Below are 20,941 nucleotides of genomic sequence, written 5' to 3' on the forward strand. Positions count from 1 at the left end.
GGAGGGGAATGACATGCAGGTCGAGGGACTTTCGATCAACCTTGCGACGATCCGCGAGCAATGCGGCTTTGCCGAAGCCGTCGATATCTGCCTGAAACACGGCATCACCTCGATCGCGCCCTGGCGCGATCAGGTTGCCAAGGCAGGCCTCGACGAGGCGGTGAGGATCGTCAAGTCGAACGGTATCAAGCTGACGGGGCTCTGCCGTGGCGGCTTCTTTCCGGCCGCAAACGATGCCGACTGGCAGAAGAACCTCGACGACAACAGGCGCGCCATCGATGAGACGGCAGCGTTTTCTGCTGATTGCCTGGTGCTCGTCGTCGGCGGATTGCCAGGCAGCTCAAAGGATATCGTCGCGGCCCGTCAGATGGTGTTCGACGGCATTGCCGCCGTGCTGCCGCATGCGCAGGCTGCCGGTGTGAAGCTCGCCATCGAGCCGTTGCATCCGATGTATGCCGCCGATCGTGCCTGCGTGAATACGCTCGGCCAGGCGCTCGATATGTGCGAAGAGCTCGGCGAGGATGTCGGCGTTGCCGTCGATGTCTATCACGTCTGGTGGGATCCCGATCTTGCCAATCAGATCGCCCGCGCCGGACGCTTGAAGCGTATCTTTGCCCATCACATCTGCGACTGGCTGGTGCCGACCAAGGACATGCTGCTTGACCGCGGCATGATGGGCGATGGCGTCATCGATCTCAAAGGCATAAGACGGATGGTGGAGGCTGCCGGCTTCTTCGGCGCGCAAGAGGTTGAAATCTTCTCGGCTGAGAATTGGTGGAAGCGCCCTGCCGACGAGGTGATTGCCACCTGCGTCGAGCGCTTCAGGAACTGCTGCCAGGTTTAATTTTAAAGTCCAATCGTTTCATCACGTATGAAGGAGGAATCATTCGATGGAGAAACGCCGTTTTGCCCTGATCGGCACCGGTAACCGCGGCACCACGATGTGGGGCAAGGATCTCTTGGCGGGCTGGCGCGAGCATGTCGACCTGACCGCAATCGTCGAGACGAATTCGCTGCGTGGCGAGCGTGCCCGCACCATGATCGGCAGTAATGCGCCGCTCTACGAAAACATCGATTCGATGCTGACAGAGCAAAAGCCGGATCTGGTCATCGTCTGCACGCCCGACCATACGCATGACGACATCGTCGTGCGTGCCTTGGAATCGGGCATCGACGTCATCACCGAAAAGCCGATGACCACTTCGGTGGAAAAGATTCGCCGGATTCTGGATGCCGAAAAGCGCACTGGCCGCCGGGTCGACGTCTCATTCAACTATCGCTATGCGCCGACGGCCGCCAAGATCAAGGAACTCTTGAATTCGGGGGAGATCGGCCGCGTCACCTCAGTCGATTTCCACTGGTATCTCAACACCAAACATGGTGCTGATTATTTCCGCCGCTGGCATGCCTATACGGAAAATTCCGGCAGCCTTTTCGTTCACAAGGCGACACATCATTTCGACCTTCTGAACTGGTATCTCGACAGCGATCCTGATGCCGTGACCTCTTTTGCCGACCTGCAGAATTACGGCCGCAAGGGGCCTTTCCGCGGCCCGCGCTGCAAGCTCTGTCCGCATATGCAGGAATGCGACTACTATCTCGATCTCGAAAAGGATCCCTTCCTCGATACGCTCTATGAGGACCCCTCGAAGATCGATGGCTATTTCCGCGACGGCTGTGTCTTCCGTGAAGATATCGACATTCCCGATACGATGGTCGTTTCGCTCCGCTACCGAAACAATGTCCACGTCTCCTATTCGCTGAACACGTTCCAACCGATCGAGGGACACCACCTGGCCTTCAACGGCACCAAGGGCCGCATCGAGATCCGCCAGTATGAGGCGCAGCCCTGGGAGGAGCCGCGGGAGGATACGATCCTGCTGATCCGCAACTTCCCGCATGGCAAGGAGGCGGTGGAGCGCATCACAGTGCCGCATTTCTCCGGCGGCCATTACGGCGGCGACGACCGAATGCGCAACATGATCTTCAAGCCCGACATGCAAGACAAGCTCGCGCAGCGGGCCGGCACGCGCGCCGGCGCCATGTCCGTGCTTTGCGGCATCGCGGCCCTGACAAGCTCGCGCACTGGCAAAGTCGTCAATATTTCCGACCTCATGCCGGAACTTGCCAATGACGGCTCGCCCAACTCGCTGAAGACGTCGTAAGACGCCTCAGGCGATGTTTTCGAGACTTTCGAGGGTGAGCCCGTAAAGCAGGGGTTCACCCTGGATGAAGCGTTCAGCTTCGTCTGCCGCCATTTCGCCGAGGCGGGTGCGCTCCAGGCCGACTGCGCCAGCAATATGCGGCGTCAGGAAGACATTCGGCAGATCGTAAAACGCCGATTCCGGTCCCGGTATCTCGGGATCGGTCACATCGATGATGGCGTCGACTCGTCCGGTTTTCAGCACATCAAGCAAGGCATCCTCATCGATCAGCACGCCACGCGCGGTATTGATCAGTGTTGCCCCATCCTTCATCAGCACCAGCTTTGCGGCATCGATCATATGCCGGGTGGAGGGTAGCGACGGGGCGTGAATGGAGACGATATCCGACTGGCGCAGGAGATCGTCGAGTTCGACCTTCCGGGTGCCCATGGCACGTGCCTGGTCCGGATCGACGGTCGGATCGAACAGCAGCACCTGATAGTCGAAGGGCATCAGCAGATCGATCACGCGGCGGCCGATGCGCGAAGCGCCGATGATGCCGACCGTGCGGCGATAATTGCCGATAGCCTCGCTCTGCATCGGATGCGTACGGTCGCGATTGCGATCACCGACATAGAGGTCACGGAAGCGGAAGACATGCTTACCGGCAAAGATGATGGCGGCAAGCGTGAATTCGGCGACCGGTGCGGCATTGGCCTCAGCCGCGTGGCTGACGGCGATGCCGGCATCGAAAATCTCGGCATCGATGAGGCCTTTTACCGTTCCAGCCGCATGAACGACAAGTTTCAATTTCGGGGCAAAGGCCAGAACCTCACGGCCGACATAGGGCGCGCCCCATCCCGTGATCAGGATTTCCGCCTCGGAAAGCAGGCGTTTCGCCCGCTCGTCATCGAAGCGCTGGAGCGGTTCGGCATCAAGCAGGCGCCCAATACCATCCAGCCGGCGAAGAACCTCCTCGGGTAGCACATGCTCCGTGCGGGAAGGCTGCATGGCGAGGACGATGGCGGGACGGTTCATCGCATATGTCCCGGCGCTTCGATGGCGCTGACAGTGATGCCCTTTTCGCTGACCAGCTTTTGAAGGGTGGCGATATCAGGCGCTTTCGGCGGCGTGGTCCATGCCCCCGATACGGCAGCCGGATCGTTCAACGCCAGTACAGCCGTGACCAGAACCGTTTCGCCGGCCGGAATCTCACCACGGAGTTGAGGCACGAGCGTCTTGGAAACGATCAAGTTGGTATTCGGCAGTGCCTTCTGGACAAGGCCGTTTCGCTTGATCGAAGAACCGAGGTCAAGGATGCCGGTGAAATCCATTTCGCCGATCGCATGAGCAGAGCCTTCGGTCGCCGAAAGCGGGTCTGCATCGAGATCGCGCTTGGCAATCGCGAAGCCGCCTTCTGCCGTCTGCAGCGGGCGTGGTGTTGTTATGCGGTGAACGCGGATATGCCACGCGGCCGATGGCACGAGCCAGGTTTCGACCTTCACGTCCCTGAAAGCCGACCATCTGGAGTAAAGGATGTTGCCGGCGATCTTCGCTTCTTCATTGGTTTCGCGGACGCGGTAATGCAGGCCGTCATCACTGAAGGCGAGCGCGGAATCGAAGGCGCCAAGTGCGAAGGCTCGCTCGTCGGCCTCGACGCTGAACCCATAGCGAGCAGAATAGGCGAATTTTGCGTATTTCTCCGTGCCGAACCGCATCTGCAGGTTCTCCTGGCCGGAAGACAGCGCCACGACATCATCGCCGGCGCGCATGAGCACCATACCCGGATGACGCTGCGGAACGACCTCGGGGGCTTGCTCAGGCGCCTTTTCTTCTGCCGTCCAGAAAGGGTGATCCTCGGCAATGGCAAGCGGCAGGAATGCCTTGAAGGCCCAGTAGGGCGAGCCGGCGGAATTATAGCTCTCCGACATCAGGAGGTTCGGATAGCCGAAGCCGATGGAGAGCACGCCATCGTGGCTGGCAATCGGCTTGTCCCGCCACCAGCGCAGATGCTCGAGGCAGAGATGCTTGATCTCTCCCCAGGGCAGCGCCTCCAGATCGGCAAAGGCGAGCGCCGACCAGAACCCTGCGCATGCGAAACGATAGGTCAGGCTGCGGCCGAAGGGAATGGTGGCGCCGTCAGGCGCAAACCAGTGACGGAAATCTTTCGCGAACAGGACGGCGCGCTCGCGGTAGCGCTTGGCGTATTCATCGTCGACCAGCTTGGAATAGATCAGGCCATAGAAATGCATGGCAAAGGGAATGTAGTGGTCGATACGGCGAATATTGCCGTCGCGATACCAGCCGTCACCGATGTAGAAGCCTTCCAGCTCTTCGAGATATTGCTTCGTCAGGCTACGGTCGAAATCGGCGCCGAGGCGGTCGAGGGCAATATCGACGAAGATGCGGAAGAATTTCCAGTTGTTGTCGGCGTAATCGAACTGTCGAACATGCTTGAAGTAAGCGACGATGTTGCCGCGGGCGCGTTTGTCGAGCGGCTCCCAGATCTTCTCCGGCACCAGCGCCAATGCAAAACCGAGGGCTGCCAGTTCCACCATACGCTGGTCGCGGGCGTTGACCGTACCCCAATATTCCGGATGGGACGGATCGCAGCCATTCGCGAGACCCTCGGCAAAGCGGTGCCAATGGGCGAAATCATTATTGCCGGCGCCGAGCGGCGCAAGCCCCCAGAGCGGACGAGCAAAACCTTCGAGATCGGCAGCGGCCCGGTCGAAATGAGCGCCGGCGCCGTCGAGCCGGACGCGAGCATTGCCATCCGAGAAGAAGGGAAGCAGCGGATCGAAGAGATCGTTGACGGCGCGGATCATATCAGACCGCGTCTTCAGCGGATTGCCTGCGAGCGGGTTGGCGCTGGCGGGATCATAGGTCATCGGCATCACTCACAGCTTGTCGGTATTGGGAACGGTGCCTCCAACGACAGGAATGACCGCCTGGCAGATGTGCCGGGCGGGAGCAGTCCTGTCGCGGTAGCGGGACATCATCAGGGAAACGGCCTCGCGGCCAAGCGCTGCGCGGTCGACGCGCATGGTGGAAAGCCGGGGATTGGTCATGACGGCGCAGGGAAGATCATCGAAGCCGACAATCGCAAAATCCTCGGGAACCCGAAGGCCCGCTTCCGTGACGGCTTCCAGCACGCCGACGGCGATGAAATCATTCATGCAGAAGGCCGCCGTATAACCCGGATCCTCCGCGAGCATTGCGACCGTTCGCTCATGTGCCTCGCGGCTCGCGCTGCCCTGGAAGGTAAGTGGAACAAGGCGACCCTCGGCCCCGGGAACCGCGGCAATGGCCGCCTCGAAGCCGCGCACGCGTTCGCGGATCGTGTGGCGGTGCGAGCCGGTCAGATGCAGGATGCGGCGATGGCCGGCTTTCGTTAGCCGGCTCGTCGCCTCGTAAGCGCCGAAGAAATTGGAAGGTGAAACGCCGTCGAGGCGCAGTCGCGGATCGGTGCCGTTGACGAGAACGGTCGGCATTCCGGTCTCTTCCAGCCACGCCCGTAACGTATCACTAGGATCGATGCCGACGAGGAAAAGCCCTTCGGCTTCAGCCGTCTGCATATATTCGCCGACCACGTCGGGCGTGGTGCGGTCCTCCCGCACGAGACGAACCTCAAAGGGCATGCCGGCTTCGGCCGCACCGGCGCGGAGGCCTTCCACAATGGACTCGTAGAAGACGCTCAGACCGCCCGTCGCCCCATCGCTCGCAATCAGGGCAAGCCCGCCGGCAACATTTTCCGGCGTGACCTTCACCGGATAGCCGTGTTCGGCAGCGACTTTCAAAATATGCCGGCGCACACTTTCGCTGATGCCGGGCTCATTGGCGAGCACCCGCGAGACCGTTGAAACGGACACGCCAGCCAGGCTGGCAATATCGGCCTGGCGCGGTCGCCTGGTCTTGCTCTCATTCATTTTGATTTCATTCATGCGGCAAATATTATGCAAATTACGCAAATTTGCAAGATAATCATAATTTCTTGCAAAGAGAAATTTTTTGCGTACTCTAGCCGCCGGAACGCCTGGAAAGACCATTGGAGGATGGCACCGGGCATCAGACACAGGAGGAAATCATGCAGGTCAATCGCCGTTCATTCTTGATGGGAACCGCAGGCGCCGCGGCCGGCCTCGCCTTCGGCGCCGGCAGCTCGATCCCCGCATTCGCCGAGGATGCTTCGCTCCGCGCCATGTGGTGGGGCTCGAACGATCGCGCCAAACGCACGCTCGATGTCGCCAAGCTCTACCAGTCGAAGACGCCGGGCGTCAGCATCGTCGGTGAATCGCTGGCCGGTGATGGCTACTGGACGAAACTCGCAACGCAAATGGCCGGTCGCGCGATCGCCGACGTCTTCCAGCTTGAGCCGGGCACGATCTCGGACTATTCCAAGCGCGGCGCCTGCCTGGCGCTCGATGAGTTCGTGCCTTCGACGCTGAAGGTCGATAGCTTCGGCGCAGACATGCTGAAACTGACAACCGTCGACGGCAAGCTCTATGGCGTGGGCCTCGGCCTCAACTCCTTCGCGATGTTCTACGACACCGTGGAATTCGAAAAGGCCGGTATTCCGCTGCCGACACCCGATCTCACCTGGGATGAGTATGCCAAGCTCGCCGTAGAGCTCGGCAAATCCTCCAGCAAGAGCGGCCCCTACGCGGCACGTTACACCTATGTCTTCGACGCCTGGCTGCGCCAGCGTGGCAAGAGCCTCTATGACAAGGAAAGCCCAACCCTCGGCTTCACGGTCGATGATGCCAAGGAATGGTTCGATTACTGGGAGAAGCTGCGCAAGGCCGGCGGCACCGTTGCTGCCGACGTGCAGACACTGGACCAGAACAATATCGACACGAACTGCCTCACCCTCGGCAAATCGGCCATCAGCATGGCCTATTCCAACCAGATGGTCGGCTACCAGCTGATCATCAAGAACAAGCTCGGCATTGCCATGCTGCCACGCGAGAAGAAGGGTGGTCCGTCGGGTCATTATTATCGTCCGGGATTGATCTGGAGCGTCGGCGCCACGACGAAGCAGGGCGAGGCAGCTGCAAAATTCATCAGCTTCTTCGTCAACGATCCGGAAGCCGGCAAGATCCTCGGCGTGGAGCGCGGCGTGCCAATGTCGCCGGTGGTGCGGGAAGCCATTCTGCCGCAGCTCAACCCGACGGAGCAGGAAACCGTCAAATACATCAACCTGCTCAAGGACCAGGTTGGTGACTATCCCCGGCCGGCACCAATGGGTTCCACCGAATTCGACCAGCGCGTCCTTCGCCCGACCTGCGACGAACTCGCTTTCGAGCGCATCACGGTTGCCGATGCCGCGCAGCAGCTTGTCGAAACCGGCAAGGCCACCATCAAGGGCTAATCATAGCCCATATGAACGCGCGAGAAGGCCCGCCACCGGCGGGCCTTTCTTTTGGATTATACCGGCTCAGTTGCTCGCATCCTCTATAACGCGCCAGTTGGGTCTGCCGAGATTGAACGGCCAGGCGTGCACCTCGCGGTCATTGAAATAGACGACCTCCTGAAGCTCAGGAAAGTCGCTCTGTTTCATCGTCGCGGTCTCCATCCACGGCTTGATGTAGACGTCACCGCCCTCATAGCCGAGCTCGGCGACCCAGATGGGCTTGTTATACAAGGCGACAAGGTCGTAACCAGGCTTCAATGCCTCGGTGAAGGTTCGCGGGCCGTTGTGAGCGATCTTGTCGTAGGCCTCCAGTCCGAAGACCGAGAGACCCACGAAATCCACGTAGGTGTCGCCGGGGTAGTAGGCATTGAGGCCGGGCTCTCCCTTGGGCGACCACATGAGCCTCGTACCGGGCGCTTCTTGCCGCACGATATCCATCATGCGCCTGTAGGCAGCGATATAGTCCGGAGGATTCCAGCCGGACCAGGAAAAGCGGCCGGATTTGTCTTCCATTTCCTGCCCCCAACGGACGATGACCGGGCTCTTCAACTCATCGATCATTTTGGCAATCGCGCGCATGTTCGCATCGAAATCGCCGCGGAGCAGCTTTGCGCGAAGCTCCGTCGAGGTCAGCCGCCAGTCCACATCCAGGGTTCCACCGTGATCAGCAGGTTGCGACCTCTCGCCAGCGCATAGGCATCCGCCACGCGCAGCGTTTCGAGATCGACGTCTTCCCACGGAAGGAACAGGTGCTCCGTCGTTACGCTCTGCTGCGCGCCGAAATCGCCATGCGGATCGTAGGCACCGAACTTGATGCCATCGGCGTGAATAGTGGGCCGCTTGTCGGTGATCGTCTGCGCACCCGCATTCATGACGGCAGTGGCGTTCTGCGCCTCGCTTCGATGCGAAAGATCGGCAACGCCAACCAGCAGCATTGCTATCGCTGCAGTCGAAATTCTCTTCGCCAGGGTTTTCATGATCCTATCCTCCGCCCTCCGGCTATTTGCCGGTCGCAAGAACCTGTTTCAGCTCCTTGGCTTTCAGGCTCACCGTATCTGCCGGAACCAGCTTCCGGAACTCATCGTCGGGTTTTGCGGAAGCGTGCCGGAACACGTACCAGTCCCCGTTCGGCTGACGCCGCTGATAGATCGTGTTGCCGATCTTGCGGTGGCCGAAGCAGGTACTGGCACGTGCCGCCCCCTCATTATTGGTCCATGTAGCCCGCATGCACATCTGACCGAAATCGTCGACGAACCAGCGGCCTTCGGCGAAAGACTGCTTGCCGCCATCGTTGACCCAGGCGACGAAACGCCTGCCCTCGCCGATGAAACGGCCGCCACCGGTATCCCAGGTCCAGGTCCTGTCGGCGTAGATCGCGTAGAGCTCGCCGGCGTTAAGCGGCGCCGGTGCTTTTTTCTGTTCCACTGCGAGTGCGCTCATCGGGAAGACAAGGACGAGGCACAGAGCCAGCGCTCCTCCCGTCAATCGTGTTGCCATGCTCATTTTTTACCCTCCTCACGCATTTCTGCTCTCCCAAATACCCCTTCCCGTGCGGTCGGCTTCGGCAAGGCCGTGCCATTTGAGACGGAACTTCACGATCCTGGTTTTGCCGCCGCCAAGCCCCGCACCCGCCACGGCAAATTGTGACTGGGTGAAGGTAACGAAGGGCTGGCCGTGCGAAAGCGCTTCAAGGGCGTTCAGCCCATGATTGGCAAGCTGTGCGCCGCCGACAAGGCAGGCAACGAGACCACCGGCGGCGGCGAGCCTGAGCCCCTGCGACTGCGGCAAGAGCGGCTGGTTGTTCTCGATGGCGTGGCGGGCGACAATCAGAATTGCGAGCGACGCGTAGATCAGCAGATTGATCGCCGCGAAGATCTGGAAGCCCCGTGCCCTGTCGCCGTCGACGGCAAAAGCCATGGTGGCAGCGCAGATGCCTGTCAGCACGATGTAAGGTGCGATGATGCGCGCCGGTAGTTTGCGTTGTCCCTGATCACCCTTCGGGGTGATGCGGAAATCCACGAAGGAGCCGCTCATATGATCGCGCGCGGCAGCGAGGCTGCCGGCAAGCGACCAGGGCCAGCGCAGGAGGACGAAGACCACCCCTTCCCAGCCGAAGAGCTTCGCATCGTATGGCCGGAATGTGCCTGACGCGCGCCAGAATATGGCGAATGCCGTCAGCACGATCGAAAGCGGCAACGAATGCTGCAAGAATTCCGGGTAGGTGACATTGACGAAAACATGACCCGTGAGCAGAGCTGCGACCGGCAGCAGGAACATCGCGGCCATGAAGGTCGAAAACAGCGGATACCAGAGTTGTGAAAACACAAACTGGAACTTCAGCTTCAAGGGCAGGCGGGCGACATGCCTGCGGGAATATTTCAGAAAAATAGTGACCAGGCTGCGCGACCACTGGTACTCCTGAACCACCAGATCGGTAAAGGTCGCCGGCCCGTCGCCATGGGCAATTGCATTGACCGCATGGACCCCGCGCCAGCCGCCCGCATTCATCATCAGCGTGGTCGAATGGTCTTCCGCAAGTTCGGGGCCGAGCCCACCGATCTCTCGCAGGGCAGCCGTGCGGACGGCATAATGGGAACCGATACAGAGCGGCGCCCAACCATTGTTATAACCTGCCTGCAGCGAACCATGCAGGCTTGCTTCGGCGTAAAGCCTGCCGCGGGCAGCCCAGCTTTCCGCCGCGTTGGCATCGCAAATGCTAGGTGCAGAGACGTAGCCGACTTCGGGATCGCGAAAGGGCCGCAGGACTTCGCGAAGATAGGTCGGCGTCGGCACATGATCGGCATCGAACTGGGCGACGAAATCATAGCGCTCATAGCCGAAGCGATCATAAAAGTAGGCGAGATTACCTTCCTTGCAGCGCGTGCGGCGCGGCCAGACGGGGCGATGATATTCGCTCACGCCCTTGCGGGTGGAGATCATGACGCCATGCTGCCCACACCACCTCTTGGTCTCCTCGGAAGGGTCTTCGTCGGCGAGCCAGATATCGAATTCGACGCCCTTCTGATCGAGCATCGCAAGAAGCGTCTTGCGCAGGACGGAGAAAGGTTCTGATGGAGCCTTGGTGACCACCATGGCGACGCGGCCCTTCGGCAGGTCGCCGGACGATTTGACCTGCCTTGCATCCAGGAAGATCAGGATGAAATAGGCCGGTATCAGGGTGACCCAGGCAAGGATGAGGGTGACGAGCAGGAATGCCGGCCATGAAACGATATGAGTGGGCTGAGCCCACCAGAGCCAGAAATAACCGAGCGCCGCCAGCCAGAAAACTATGCCAATACCATAGGCAGCTCGATTCCAGCCGGTAAAGACGGGCTCGAACATCCCGGATTTGGAGGCTGAAGACTGATGCGTACGGTCGATTCCGGCTCTGGTGCTCATGCGATCACCTCCAGTCCGAAAGTCGGGCCGGCCGTGCGGATGATCGTATCGATATCCGAAAGCGCCGGCATGAAGTCCAGTTCCAGGCGAGCCCTTTTCGTATCGGCGAAAAGCGCAGGCGGATCGCCGGCGCGGCGCGGCTGACAACGCACCGGCACCCTGTGGCCTGTCTTTCGTTTGACGGCATTGAGAATCTCGCCGATCGATGTGCCGCGGCCGGAGCCGAGATTGACGCTCAAGGAGTCGCCGCCAACCAGGAGATGGCGAACGGCAGCAAGATGCGCCGCGGCGAGATCGCTGACATGGATGTAATCCCTGACGCAGGTGCCGTCTTCGGTCTCATAGTCGGTGCCGAAAATATCGAGGCTGTCGATACGGCCGCTGGCGGCAAGAAGGGCGCGCGGGATCAGATGGGTTTCAGGATAGTGCCGCTCGGCAAGCTGACCCTCCGGATCGGCGCCGGCAGCGTTGAAGTAACGAAGCGCGGCGAAGCGAATGCCATAGGCGGCCGCATAATCCTCCAGAGCCATCTCAAAGATCAGCTTGGTCCGACCATAGGGATTGACCGGGTGTTGCGGCGTTTTCTCGCCGATCGGCAGCATCTCCGGGATGCCGTAGGTCGCGCAGCTGCTGGAAAAGACGATTCTGTCGATATTGCAATCGAGGCAGGCGTCCAACAGCGACAAGCTGCCGACGACATTGTTGCGATAATAGAGGCTTGGCTTTTCGACAGATTCACCGACATAGGCATTGCCACCGCAATGGATGACACAATCCGGCGAATACTCCGCCATGACCTGCCGCAGCCTTGCGCCATCGGCGATATCCGCCCGGATCAGCGGCCCCCACCGGACACAATCGATGTGTCCGGTTGAAAAATTGTCGTAGGTGACCGGAACCATGCCGGCGCGCGCAAGCGCCTTGCAAATGTGGCTGCCGATGAAGCCGGCGCCACCTGTAACCAGGATGTAGCGGGGCATCTCATACGGCCTCCGCCACTTCCTTGCGGGTCAGCAGTGCATCGAAATAGGCTATCGTGCGCTTCAGCCCGGTCTTCAGCTCCGTCGTCGGCCACCAGTTCAGCTCTTCCCTGGCTCGGGAAATATCCGGCCGACGCTGCTGCGGATCATCCGCGACGGCCGGCAGGTAAATGATGCGCGAACGTGAATTGGTCAGATCGAGAACGATTTCGGCAAGATCCCGCACGGTGATCTCCGCCGGGTTGCCGAGATTGATCGGGCCGACGCAGCTCGGATCGGTATCGGCGAAACGCAGAAAACCATCGACGAGATCGTCGACATAGCAGAAGGAACGGGTCTGCCGGCCATCACCATAGATCGTTATGTCGGTGTTGGAGAGCGCCTGGACGATGAAGTTGGACACGACCCGTCCGTCATCCGGGCGCATGCGCGGGCCGTAGGTATTAAAGATCCGGCCAACCTTGATATCGACGCCATATTTGCGGTGATAATCGAAGAACAGGGTTTCGGCAGACCGCTTGCCCTCGTCGTAGCAGCCGCGCGGGCCGATCGGGTTGACGTTGCCGAAATAGGTTTCTCGCTGCGGACTCTGATGCGGATCCCCGTAGACTTCCGAGGTCGAGGACTGGACGACCGTTGCACCGCTGCGGCGTGCCGCATCCAGCGTATTGACGGCTCCAAGCACGTTGGTCAGCAAGGTGCCGACGGGATCGCGCTGATAATCCGGCGGCGATGCCGGCGAAGCGAAGTTGAAGATGACGGAAGCTTCGACATCGTAGGGCTGGCGAACATCATGTTCCAGAAGCCGGAAACGGGAATGCCGTAGCAGGGGCTCGATATTGGCGCGGCGGCCCGTGTAGAAATTGTCGAGACAGATGACCTGATGGCCGCGCTCGAGAAGCCGCGTGCAAAGGTGGGAACCCAGAAAACCGGCGCCTCCGTTGACCAGCACGGTTTTTGACCGCTGTCGTGGCGATGCGGGTACAGATTCTGAATGGCCTTCGGTGGGAATGAAACTACGCACTACAAACTCCTTCCCATGTCGTGGGGTCTTTAGACCCTTCTATACTTTCAGCTCTCCCTCACCCGCTTCGATAGCCTCAACATAAAGTAGCATCGTTGGAATAACAAACTTGGCTATTCTTCAGGTAATTGTATAAGCGTCTAAAACGATAAGAGAATATTAGTGAAGGTCAACTTCAAAACACGGGCGCAATTCTAAATAGCTACAGTATTAAATGCCCGAATTCGCTTGATTAATCCCTCTTAAGGATTAAGGTACCTGAAGCGCCGTGCGTTCATTCGGACGCACAAAGGACGCTCCAACTCGTTGAATCTACGCATCGGGCCTTCCGAAAAATCGATTCCGATTTTCAGGTCGATGCGGTCGCTTTCCGTCCCGCCGCTCCAGCTTCAATCAATGAAGCTAATATAAGGGGTGGCCAGACACTGGGTGTGCAGGGGCGCGTCGCTATTGCCCTGATGATAGAGGGGGTCCTTCAATGAAGGCTCGTGATCGCATGCATGGCAGAGCGCCATGCAGTTTCAGCTCTCTGGCTTTGGCTGTGACCATTGTTTTCTCGGCTGTCGGACCGCTGTCATGTGCGGTCGTCGACACGGCGATCGTAGGAAGCACGGAGAAGAATGTCGTAGTGGCAAGTGTGCCACATGCCGCGAAGGACTTCGCCTATGCTGCCGGACCGAAGACCGCCCCGACTACTGTCGGCGCCGCGGTCTATCCCGGTTCTGCCCCTTACATCTGCTCGCCGAGCGGTTTCGGCCAGAAATCGCGCTGCTTTGCCCGCTCGTCCCGGATGGATTGATGGCCTAGTGCGGCCACTTGCCGGAGAGATCGCCGTTGTCCGAAGTATCGTTGAAGAAACGTGAGGCCGCTTCCGTGCGATTTCTCACATTCATCTTCTTATAGATATTGCGAACATGGACCTTCACCGTGTTTTCGGACAGGTGAAGCTTGTCAGCGATGATCTTGTTCTGGGTGCCCTTGCAGATGAGGTCGAGAATCTGCACCTCGCGCGTGGTCAGAGTCGCCATGCTGTTGCGGCGAAGCTTCAGCGCATTGGCGCGCGCCGCGTCGACCGACTTCGTCTGGTACAGCGAGGGCTCGAGCTGTGCCGTCGCCCGGTTGGACAAACGGCCGAGAAGCGCGGATGGAAAATGCTCCCCGCCCTTCATCAGCAGATCGATCGCCGCCATGAAGACATCCAGACGCAGATTGAGCGGCAGGACGCCATCGATGACGCGCGCCTCGACGAGGCGACTGATATAGGGCTCCATCATGTCGATGGCTTCGACGACGAGGCCGATCGATGCATCCGGACGGTTTTCACGAACGGTCTGCATCGCATCATGCAACTCGGCGCCGGCGACATGATAGAACAGGACAAGCCGCATGTCGTGAATATCCTTCTCGGATATGGACTGCGCGCTCGGTACGCTTACAACATCGAAATTCGGGAATTTCTTCGCCAGTGCCTCAACCATGCACTCGGAGAACAAGTCCGCCTTGGCGATTACCAGGACTGTTTCTCCATTCGGACCCAGTCTTCTTGCCTGATCCGAATCTCCTACTTCCGACCCAACCATGAACATATACGCCTCCCCTAGCGCTACACTATACTCAAACACGGAGCTTCTACTCCCATTGGCGCGATGGCGGGTATTACATGCCGACGAACATTGCCCCTAGGCATGTGGCCGCCTTATCTTTTAGGCATTTCTTAATTATGGTAATATGGATTTCAAAGGAAAGAAATGGCCCAAATGGGTTAGTTGTCGCGAAGTTATATTTATTTTTTGCCACTTTATGGTTGCATTTCGGACAAGAAACATACTGGTGGGCGGTATTTCAACTAGATCACGGTATAAAGCACCATGTATTAGTTCGAGACATACGAAAGCAAAGCGGTAAAGGGCAGACGATATTTCAAAATAAGACGGAGAACCTTTCGGGCTTAACTTCGCGATACCGCAATCAGTCGAATCCGGCGGATTCCGAGGTATGGGACGCCGTCCCGAATTCATACACAGGTTTCCGGGCCTGCCGCCCGGCACAGGCTTAACCAGAGTATTGAACCGGCTTTCAACTACCTTAGCCCGAATTGATATCTATCGGGACCCACTTTTTTCCATCAGTCTGTGATGGTCGCCAAAGCGGCGACGTGAAAACCGAGTATCGGCATGTGTTTTTGATACTTGGTCTTCTTTCGAGGGAACTCAAAAAGAAGTTCGACTGCCTTGCTCGCGCTCATATCGAGTCCGGGACCGGATTTGTGCGTCTTTGTACTGCATAGGCACAATCCCAATACAGAATTTGGCCAACAAATCACTATGAAGCTGCAGGTGAAAAGGTATCGAGTCCATCTGCCGATATTAACGCATTGGAGCAAGCGCGAGCAAAGATCCCATTTGAGATGAGAGGGACTTCGAAAGCTGCTCCAGTTTTTTTTCTGGAGGAAAACTGAAATGCCTTATGATCCCAAGCCCGGTCCACAGGGCTCCGACGACGACACCGTTAAGGTGGGCGCCCTGGCCGACGGCCTTTCCAGCGCTATCAACTCGACCGAAATCGATGACGATTCTACGGGTTACGTCGGCGGCATCGCCAACGGCGACAATCGCAACAACACCGACAATAGCACAGATGTTGATGTCAAGGCCAACGTCGATGTCGATGTGAAGACTGACAACGGCGACAACCGCGACAACGAATACGACTGGAGCTACAAGTCGGACGACGATACCAATATCAAGACCACCAATATCAACGACAACGATACGACCACAACCACGAAGTCGGACTACGACTGGAGCTACGATTCCAAATCCTACAGCGACGACGACACCAAGACGATCAACGACAACGACACGACCACAACCACGAAAACGGATATCGACACCGACATCAAGACGGTTAGCGATAACGACACCAGGACGGAATCGACCAGCAACAGCCACAACACCAGCGACAGCTTCAACAAGACGGACACGGATTTCGCCGTCATTGACGATGTCAAGGACTTCGGAAACCTCGGCGTTGCCGGTCATGACCTCACCTTCGACATCGGGGACGACTTCTCCTTCACTCTCGATATCGACAACATCCTCAACGGTTCGCTCGCCGGCGGAGGCGCCGACTCAGTCTTCAACACTGTCCAGGCGAACCATCTGGCGGACCAGGATCACGCCTGGAACGTTGCGCAGAACAACACCGACGCTCAGAACCACTTGAATGCAAACGCCGGCACCGCCCATGGTGCTGACGGCGTCGATATGGACGGCAAAGGCTGGGACCTCAAGGCAGGCGACGACGTCGCAGGTACATCGACGGCAGATGCTTCCGCAATTCTCGCCAACTCGGGCTTCCATCTGGAGCTCGTTCAGGGCGCGAACATGCTCAGCAATGCTGTGGACTCTAGTGTGATCGGCGGCAACTCGCACGTCTCCGATGTCGGCGAAGATACCAGCGGACACTAACCTCCAAGACCAAGAAAGGGCTGCACCGGCTTCGGTCGGTGCAGTTTGAATGCTTGCGTGCGAATTGACGAACAGCGCGGCCCCCGCAGAAGGATGCCGCATGGCCGGTTGTCTTTTCGAAGGGGAGGGCCAAGGCAATGCAAATTGAGAAATTCTCGGAAATCATCGCCCATTTCGTCGGCATATTCGAAACGACGACCGAAGAGATGAGGCTGCGCGCGGAGCTGGCGGAGGGTAAAGGCCCTGCCGAAAATAATCCGGCGCTTGACGATCTGGTCGCCAACACGCCCACTTTCGCCTCCGATCTCGCGCTCCAGGACTACGATCCTGATGTCAACTACAGAAGCGTCAGCTATGAGATCGTTTATGGCGGCGCCCGCCGGTTCGGCCGCCCCTTTGAGGAAAGCATCGAAAAGCTCTCCGAGATCGCCCACCGCGACGTATCGCTGCCCCGGTTCGGCAGCCCACAAGACATCGACATCGGTATCGAAACCGAAGAAGAGCTGCAGGTTTTCGACGGGTCCGGCTCGGCAATCCGCTTCACCACACAGGTCAACGTTCTCTACGACGACGATTACCTCGATATGACCGGTGGCAATCATGCCCCGCGCGATACGAGTTTCGTCGTCGAAAAACTGGCGGAATTCAGCGCCGAGGCCGAGATTTTCTCTCCGTTTGCCAATTTGCAGCGGACGGACACGCTCGAGGGGGTCAAGCAGATCGCCGGGGATATGGAAACCTATATCCAGGAGACAAAGGATTCCGGCCAGACATCGCTCGGAACGGACGAACCGCCGGCAGACAATCCAAATGATCAGGTCCATGATTTCGTGCTGGCCGGTGACGAGATCACCGCCGGACCCTATATAAATGGCAAGCTCGCTTCCGAAATTCCTGTTCTCGACGACCTGCTGCCGGACCGGGGCCTAGCCAAGTTGGCTGAGGAACCCGACGAAACCCAGACATCCGTCGAACAGCATGACCCGGCTGGAAGCAGCCTGGAGGTCACCGCGGGCGCAAACCTCGTCGCCAACATTGCTTCCGTCGTCAATACCGCTGTGATCTCTTCCGTGACGGCTGTCATGGGTGACTATCACCAAGTCGATGCGATCACGCAGGTCTATGTCTACAGCGACAATGACAGCATCTCCTCGGTATTCCATTCCTCAGCTGAGGCAGCCGAAAACGCGGGCGTCACCGCCTACAACATTGCAAGCTTCGAACGGGACAGTTTCCAGTCGACGCAACCGCAGACGACGGTCGATGCACATGGCGACCCGATCTTTCCGATGGCCTGGCGTGTCAGCGTCATCGAGGGCGATGTTTCCTTCGTGAACTGGATCGAGCAGTATCATTTCGTGACCGACAACGACACCATGACCGTGATGACGAGCGGGTCGGAAACGACGGTGCTGACGGGCGGCAATACGACGCTGAATTTCTCTTCCTACTTCCAGATGGGCCTGCAGTACGACCTGGTGATCGTTGGCGGAAATGTTTACGATATCAATAGTATAACGCAGATTTCACTTCTTTACGACAATGACTGGGCCCGCGCCGAGGATGGTGTCGACGATAGTGCCACCATCCAGTCCGGCAATAATCTCATCTGGAATCTCGCGGCGATCCACAATGTCGGCGCCAATGACCGGTTCGAGGCCATGCCTGACTATATGTCCCAGGCAGAGAAGGGGATCCAGGAGCGCGATCCGACAATGCCCGAGGGCTTGTCTACCGATTCCAATTTCCAAGGCTATGTCGGCCTGAATGTTCTCTACATCACCGGCAATCTCTTCGACATGACGATCATCAAGCAGGTCGCGGTGCTCGGAGATTCCGATGACGTGACCCTGGCTGCAGCCGCGATTCTGAAGAACAACCCGGACGCTGTGGTCACGATTGATACGGGCAGCAATACCGTCGCCAATATCGCTGAGATCGTCGATTACGACAGCTTCGGCAACACCACCTACGTTGCCGGTCAGCTCTATTCCGACGCCATTCTCATCCAGGGCGGCATCATAGACCATGATGTCAGCCAGCCCGAGACGGCAGGCGAAAGACTTGCCAATGAAGTCATCGCCTTTCTCGACGACGATAGCCTCCAAGGCGGGGACAGCGGCGATGGCGTCATCAACGGCGGGCATGACCTTTCATGGTCCTCCGCTCACCCCTCAGATGTAATGCAAGCCGTGGTCGCGTGACCTGCGTATATTGGGAGAGACCGCGATGAACCAAATCTCAAAACAGATTTTTGCCAATGGCAGCGCACTCGATCTGCGTGGTGACAAACCATCCCCGACCGCCGCAAATCCTCAGGATTTTCTGACGCAGGCCTGCGTTTCGGCGATCGACCATGCGGTGGACCATCTTCGCCAACTGACGCGCAAGGCGCCTTCCTATCCCCACGAAGTCGAGGCTGTCGAGGCTGTCGCTGAAGAGAAAGTGGATGACGTGCAAACCGTAATGCCGACCGAACGATCTGAAAGGCAGCTTTCCGGCCACGACCTACCCGTCGTCGATGCTATAGAGCCGAAAACAAAGCCGCAGCCGGCTGAAGAACTTTGGGCGACGCCCAATATCGAGGCGCGGCGGGCACCCGATGAAATCAACGAACTCAAGGCCAAGCCGGATATTCCTTTCGCCAAGACGATCGACGGCGACACCGGGCCGGTGAAAGATAATGAGCGCCGCCTGCGTGCAGGCGGCGGTGGTGGGGGCGGCAAGGAACCGGATTTCGGTGGCGGCGGCGGTGGTGGCGGCGGAAACAACGGCTTCCACAAGCGCAGCGAGCCGGTGAATTTCGCTTTGAGCCTTGCGAGAGGCGTCGCGGTCATCAGGCGCAACCTCGCAATCGTGATGGTCTTCACAATCGCGATCAATGTGCTCCTGCTGGCGATCCCGCTCTACCTCTTCCAGATTTCCGACCGCGTCCTGACCAGCCGCTCCATCGACACGCTGGTAATGCTTTCCATCGTGGTGGTCGGCGCCGTCCTCTTGCAGGCCTTCATGGATTCCATCCGTCGCTTCATCCTGATGCGGACTGCCGTGGAACTGGAAGTCCAGCTGGGTGCACCCATCCTCAGTGCCGCCGCTCGCGCCTCGCTGCATGGAAGCGGCAAGGATTACCAGATTCTGCAGGACCTACAGTCTCTCCGCAGCTTTTTGACTTCAGGAACGCTGATTGCTTTCCTCGACGCGCCGCTGATGCCGCTGTTCGTGGTCGTGGTCTATCTGGTGCATCCGCATCTCGGCATCATCATCATGGTCTGCTGCGCGGTGCTGTTTCTGATCGCCTTCCTGAACCAGAAGTTCACGGCCAAACAATTCGCCGAATCCAACAGCTATCTCAGCCGCGCGAATTTCCATCTCGATTCCATGTCGCGCAATTCGCAGATCATCAACGCACTCGCGATGATCCCCGAGGCGGTGAAGATGTGGGGTCGGGAAACCGCCGGCTCGCTGAAATCCCACGTCCAGGCGCAAGACCGCAATATCATCTTCACCGGCGTTTCCAAGGCCTGCCGCATGATCACCCAGGTCGGGCTTCTCGGCTGGGGCGCACATCTGTCGCTGTCTGGAGAGTTGACGGGCGGCATGGTCATCGCAGCCTCGATCATTTCCGGCCGCGCGCTGGCGCCGATCGAAGGAGCAATCGAAGGCTGGCATCAATTCAACCGATCGGCTGCTGCCTATGGCCGCATCAAGAACCTGCTTCTCACCTCGCCGCTCAACTTCCCGCGGCTGCGCCTTCCCAATCCGGAAGGCAGGCTCGATGTGGAACGGCTCCTCTTCGTTCCGCCGCCGCAGAAGAAGGTGATCCTGAACGGCATTTCCTTCTCGCTGAGGAAAGGTGAATCGCTGGCGATCATCGGCAATTCCGGTTCCGGCAAGACGACACTTGGTAAAATGCTGGTGGGCTCCATCCTGCCGACCTCCGGCAATGTGCGCCTCGACCTCATGGATCTGCGCAACTGGGACCAGCGGCAATTTGGCGAAAGCATCGGCTATCTGCCGCAGGACGTGCAGCTCTTCCCGGGAACGATCAAGGCCAATATCTGCCGCATGCGCGATGACATCGAAGACCGTCAGATCTATGAGGCCGCCGTTCTTGCCGACGTGCATGAGCTGATCGCTGGCTTCCCACAGGGCTATGAGACCGTTGTCGCGTCCGATGGCTCGCCGCTTTCGGGCGGCCAGAAGCAGCGCATCGCGCTCGCACGCGCCTTCTTCGGCGATCCCAAATTCGTCGTGCTCGACGAGCCCAACTCCAACCTCGACACGCAAGGTGAAGCCGCTCTCGCAAAAGCGCTGATCCACGCCAAGAAACAGGGCATCACGACAGTTACGATCACGCAACGCCCCGCCCTTCTGCAGTGCGTAGACAAGATCATGGTGCTCAAGGACGGCACGGTCGCCATGTTCGGCGAGCGAATGGAAGTCTTGCAGGCAATATCCAAAGGCAATGGCCGAACTGGCCAACAGTCACCGCGTATCGAAGGATGAAGGCC

General features: G+C 58.7%; 15 protein-coding genes and 1 pseudogene. 7 read left to right on the forward strand and 9 right to left on the reverse strand.

Going from position 1 to position 20,941, the window contains the following annotated elements:
- Positions 1-13: 13 nt before the first annotated feature.
- Together AC1DUP_RS09835 and AC1DUP_RS09840 are read left to right on the forward strand one after the other, a co-directional pair.
- A complete protein-coding gene (locus AC1DUP_RS09835) occupies positions 14-844 on the forward strand; it encodes a sugar phosphate isomerase/epimerase family protein (RefSeq protein WP_115035987.1) in 831 nt (276 codons plus the stop codon).
- 46 nt (positions 845-890) lie between these two features.
- On the forward strand, positions 891-2,165 hold the full coding sequence (locus AC1DUP_RS09840; RefSeq protein WP_477832545.1) for a Gfo/Idh/MocA family protein: 1,275 nt from the start codon (positions 891-893) through the stop codon (positions 2,163-2,165).
- A 6-nt stretch (positions 2,166-2,171) separates the two neighbouring features.
- On the opposite strand, the gene AC1DUP_RS09845 is transcribed toward AC1DUP_RS09840, so the two are convergent.
- From AC1DUP_RS09845 to AC1DUP_RS09855, 3 genes are read right to left on the reverse strand one after another with little or no spacing between them, the layout of a single operon-like run.
- Complete coding sequence (locus AC1DUP_RS09845; protein ID WP_477832546.1) at positions 2,172-3,182, reverse strand: hydroxyacid dehydrogenase; 1,011 nt, start codon at positions 3,180-3,182, stop codon at positions 2,172-2,174.
- Positions 3,179-5,035 carry a DUF2264 domain-containing protein gene (locus tag AC1DUP_RS09850; protein ID WP_477832547.1) on the reverse strand — a complete coding sequence of 619 codons (1,857 nt, stop codon included), beginning with the start codon at positions 5,033-5,035 and terminating at the stop codon, positions 3,179-3,181. Before AC1DUP_RS09850 ends, AC1DUP_RS09845 begins: the two co-directional genes overlap by 4 nt.
- Positions 5,036-5,044: 9 nt before the next feature.
- Positions 5,045-6,073, reverse strand: coding sequence for a LacI family DNA-binding transcriptional regulator (locus AC1DUP_RS09855; RefSeq protein WP_477832548.1), 1,029 nt, complete (start codon positions 6,071-6,073; stop codon positions 5,045-5,047).
- A gap of 158 nt (positions 6,074-6,231) precedes the next feature.
- Here AC1DUP_RS09855 and AC1DUP_RS09860 point away from each other — a divergent pair, with 158 nt between their 5' ends.
- A complete protein-coding gene (locus AC1DUP_RS09860) occupies positions 6,232-7,515 on the forward strand; it encodes an ABC transporter substrate-binding protein (protein WP_113298574.1) in 1,284 nt (427 codons plus the stop codon).
- Positions 7,516-7,581: 66 nt separating this feature from the next.
- Here the strand turns inward: AC1DUP_RS09860 and AC1DUP_RS09865 are convergent.
- The 5 genes and pseudogenes from AC1DUP_RS09865 to AC1DUP_RS09885 all read right to left on the reverse strand — a co-directional run bounded on the left by AC1DUP_RS09865 (position 7,582) and on the right by AC1DUP_RS09885 (position 12,960).
- A pseudogene (locus tag AC1DUP_RS09865) lies at positions 7,582-8,534 on the reverse strand (glycoside hydrolase family 26 protein).
- 22 nt (positions 8,535-8,556) lie between these two features.
- Complete coding sequence (locus AC1DUP_RS09870; RefSeq protein WP_113298048.1) at positions 8,557-9,060, reverse strand: DUF995 domain-containing protein; 504 nt, start codon at positions 9,058-9,060, stop codon at positions 8,557-8,559.
- Positions 9,061-9,072: 12 nt separating this feature from the next.
- Positions 9,073-10,956 carry a glycosyltransferase family 2 protein gene (locus AC1DUP_RS09875; RefSeq protein ID WP_477832549.1) on the reverse strand — a complete coding sequence of 628 codons (1,884 nt, stop codon included), beginning with the start codon at positions 10,954-10,956 and terminating at the stop codon, positions 9,073-9,075.
- On the reverse strand, positions 10,953-11,936 hold the full coding sequence (gene galE, locus AC1DUP_RS09880) for a UDP-glucose 4-epimerase GalE (protein ID WP_113507273.1): 984 nt from the start codon (positions 11,934-11,936) through the stop codon (positions 10,953-10,955). The genes AC1DUP_RS09875 and galE overlap by 4 nt, the downstream gene beginning before the upstream one ends.
- A gap of 1 nt (position 11,937) precedes the next feature.
- Positions 11,938-12,960, reverse strand: a complete 1,023-nt coding sequence (locus AC1DUP_RS09885; protein WP_113507272.1) for a UDP-glucuronic acid decarboxylase family protein — start codon at positions 12,958-12,960, stop codon at positions 11,938-11,940.
- Positions 12,961-13,501: 541 nt separating this feature from the next.
- Between AC1DUP_RS09885 and AC1DUP_RS09890 the strand changes: the two genes are divergently transcribed.
- Positions 13,502-13,759: a hypothetical protein gene (locus AC1DUP_RS09890; RefSeq protein ID WP_477832550.1), complete on the forward strand. Its 258-nt coding sequence runs from the start codon at positions 13,502-13,504 to the stop codon at positions 13,757-13,759.
- A gap of 4 nt (positions 13,760-13,763) precedes the next feature.
- On the opposite strand, the gene AC1DUP_RS09895 is transcribed toward AC1DUP_RS09890, so the two are convergent.
- On the reverse strand, positions 13,764-14,546 hold the full coding sequence (locus tag AC1DUP_RS09895) for a response regulator transcription factor (protein ID WP_113298043.1): 783 nt from the start codon (positions 14,544-14,546) through the stop codon (positions 13,764-13,766).
- 873 nt (positions 14,547-15,419) lie between these two features.
- Between AC1DUP_RS09895 and AC1DUP_RS09900 the strand changes: the two genes are divergently transcribed.
- The 3 genes from AC1DUP_RS09900 to AC1DUP_RS09910 all read left to right on the forward strand — a co-directional run bounded on the left by AC1DUP_RS09900 (position 15,420) and on the right by AC1DUP_RS09910 (position 20,936).
- Positions 15,420-16,430, forward strand: a complete 1,011-nt coding sequence (locus AC1DUP_RS09900; protein WP_113298042.1) for an MSCRAMM family protein — start codon at positions 15,420-15,422, stop codon at positions 16,428-16,430.
- Positions 16,431-16,567: 137 nt separating this feature from the next.
- Positions 16,568-18,634, forward strand: a complete 2,067-nt coding sequence (locus AC1DUP_RS09905; RefSeq protein WP_477832551.1) for a hypothetical protein — start codon at positions 16,568-16,570, stop codon at positions 18,632-18,634.
- A gap of 25 nt (positions 18,635-18,659) precedes the next feature.
- Complete coding sequence (locus AC1DUP_RS09910) at positions 18,660-20,936, forward strand: type I secretion system permease/ATPase (RefSeq protein ID WP_477832552.1); 2,277 nt, start codon at positions 18,660-18,662, stop codon at positions 20,934-20,936.
- Positions 20,937-20,941: the final 5 nt, after the last annotated feature.

The organism is Rhizobium sp. 01L419 (assembly GCF_056400025.1).

Excerpts from the sequence above, each read along its gene's own strand:
- AC1DUP_RS09835 (WP_115035987.1), top strand. The coding sequence starts at position 14 with ATGCAGGTCGAGGGACTTTCGATCAACCTTGCGACGATCCGCGAGCAA.
- AC1DUP_RS09840 (WP_477832545.1), top strand. The coding sequence starts at position 891 with ATGGAGAAACGCCGTTTTGCCCTGATCGGCACCGGTAACCGCGGCACC.
- AC1DUP_RS09845 (WP_477832546.1), bottom strand. The coding sequence starts at position 3,182 with ATGAACCGTCCCGCCATCGTCCTCGCCATGCAGCCTTCCCGCACGGAG.
- AC1DUP_RS09850 (WP_477832547.1), bottom strand. The coding sequence starts at position 5,035 with ATGACCTATGATCCCGCCAGCGCCAACCCGCTCGCAGGCAATCCGCTG.
- AC1DUP_RS09855 (WP_477832548.1), bottom strand. The coding sequence starts at position 6,073 with ATGAATGAGAGCAAGACCAGGCGACCGCGCCAGGCCGATATTGCCAGC.
- AC1DUP_RS09860 (WP_113298574.1), top strand. The coding sequence starts at position 6,232 with ATGCAGGTCAATCGCCGTTCATTCTTGATGGGAACCGCAGGCGCCGCG.
- AC1DUP_RS09870 (WP_113298048.1), bottom strand. The coding sequence starts at position 9,060 with ATGAGCATGGCAACACGATTGACGGGAGGAGCGCTGGCTCTGTGCCTC.
- AC1DUP_RS09875 (WP_477832549.1), bottom strand. The coding sequence starts at position 10,956 with ATGAGCACCAGAGCCGGAATCGACCGTACGCATCAGTCTTCAGCCTCC.
- galE (WP_113507273.1), bottom strand. The coding sequence starts at position 11,936 with ATGCCCCGCTACATCCTGGTTACAGGTGGCGCCGGCTTCATCGGCAGC.
- AC1DUP_RS09895 (WP_113298043.1), bottom strand. The coding sequence starts at position 14,546 with ATGTTCATGGTTGGGTCGGAAGTAGGAGATTCGGATCAGGCAAGAAGA.
- AC1DUP_RS09900 (WP_113298042.1), top strand. The coding sequence starts at position 15,420 with ATGCCTTATGATCCCAAGCCCGGTCCACAGGGCTCCGACGACGACACC.
- AC1DUP_RS09905 (WP_477832551.1), top strand. The coding sequence starts at position 16,568 with ATGCAAATTGAGAAATTCTCGGAAATCATCGCCCATTTCGTCGGCATA.
- AC1DUP_RS09910 (WP_477832552.1), top strand. The coding sequence starts at position 18,660 with ATGAACCAAATCTCAAAACAGATTTTTGCCAATGGCAGCGCACTCGAT.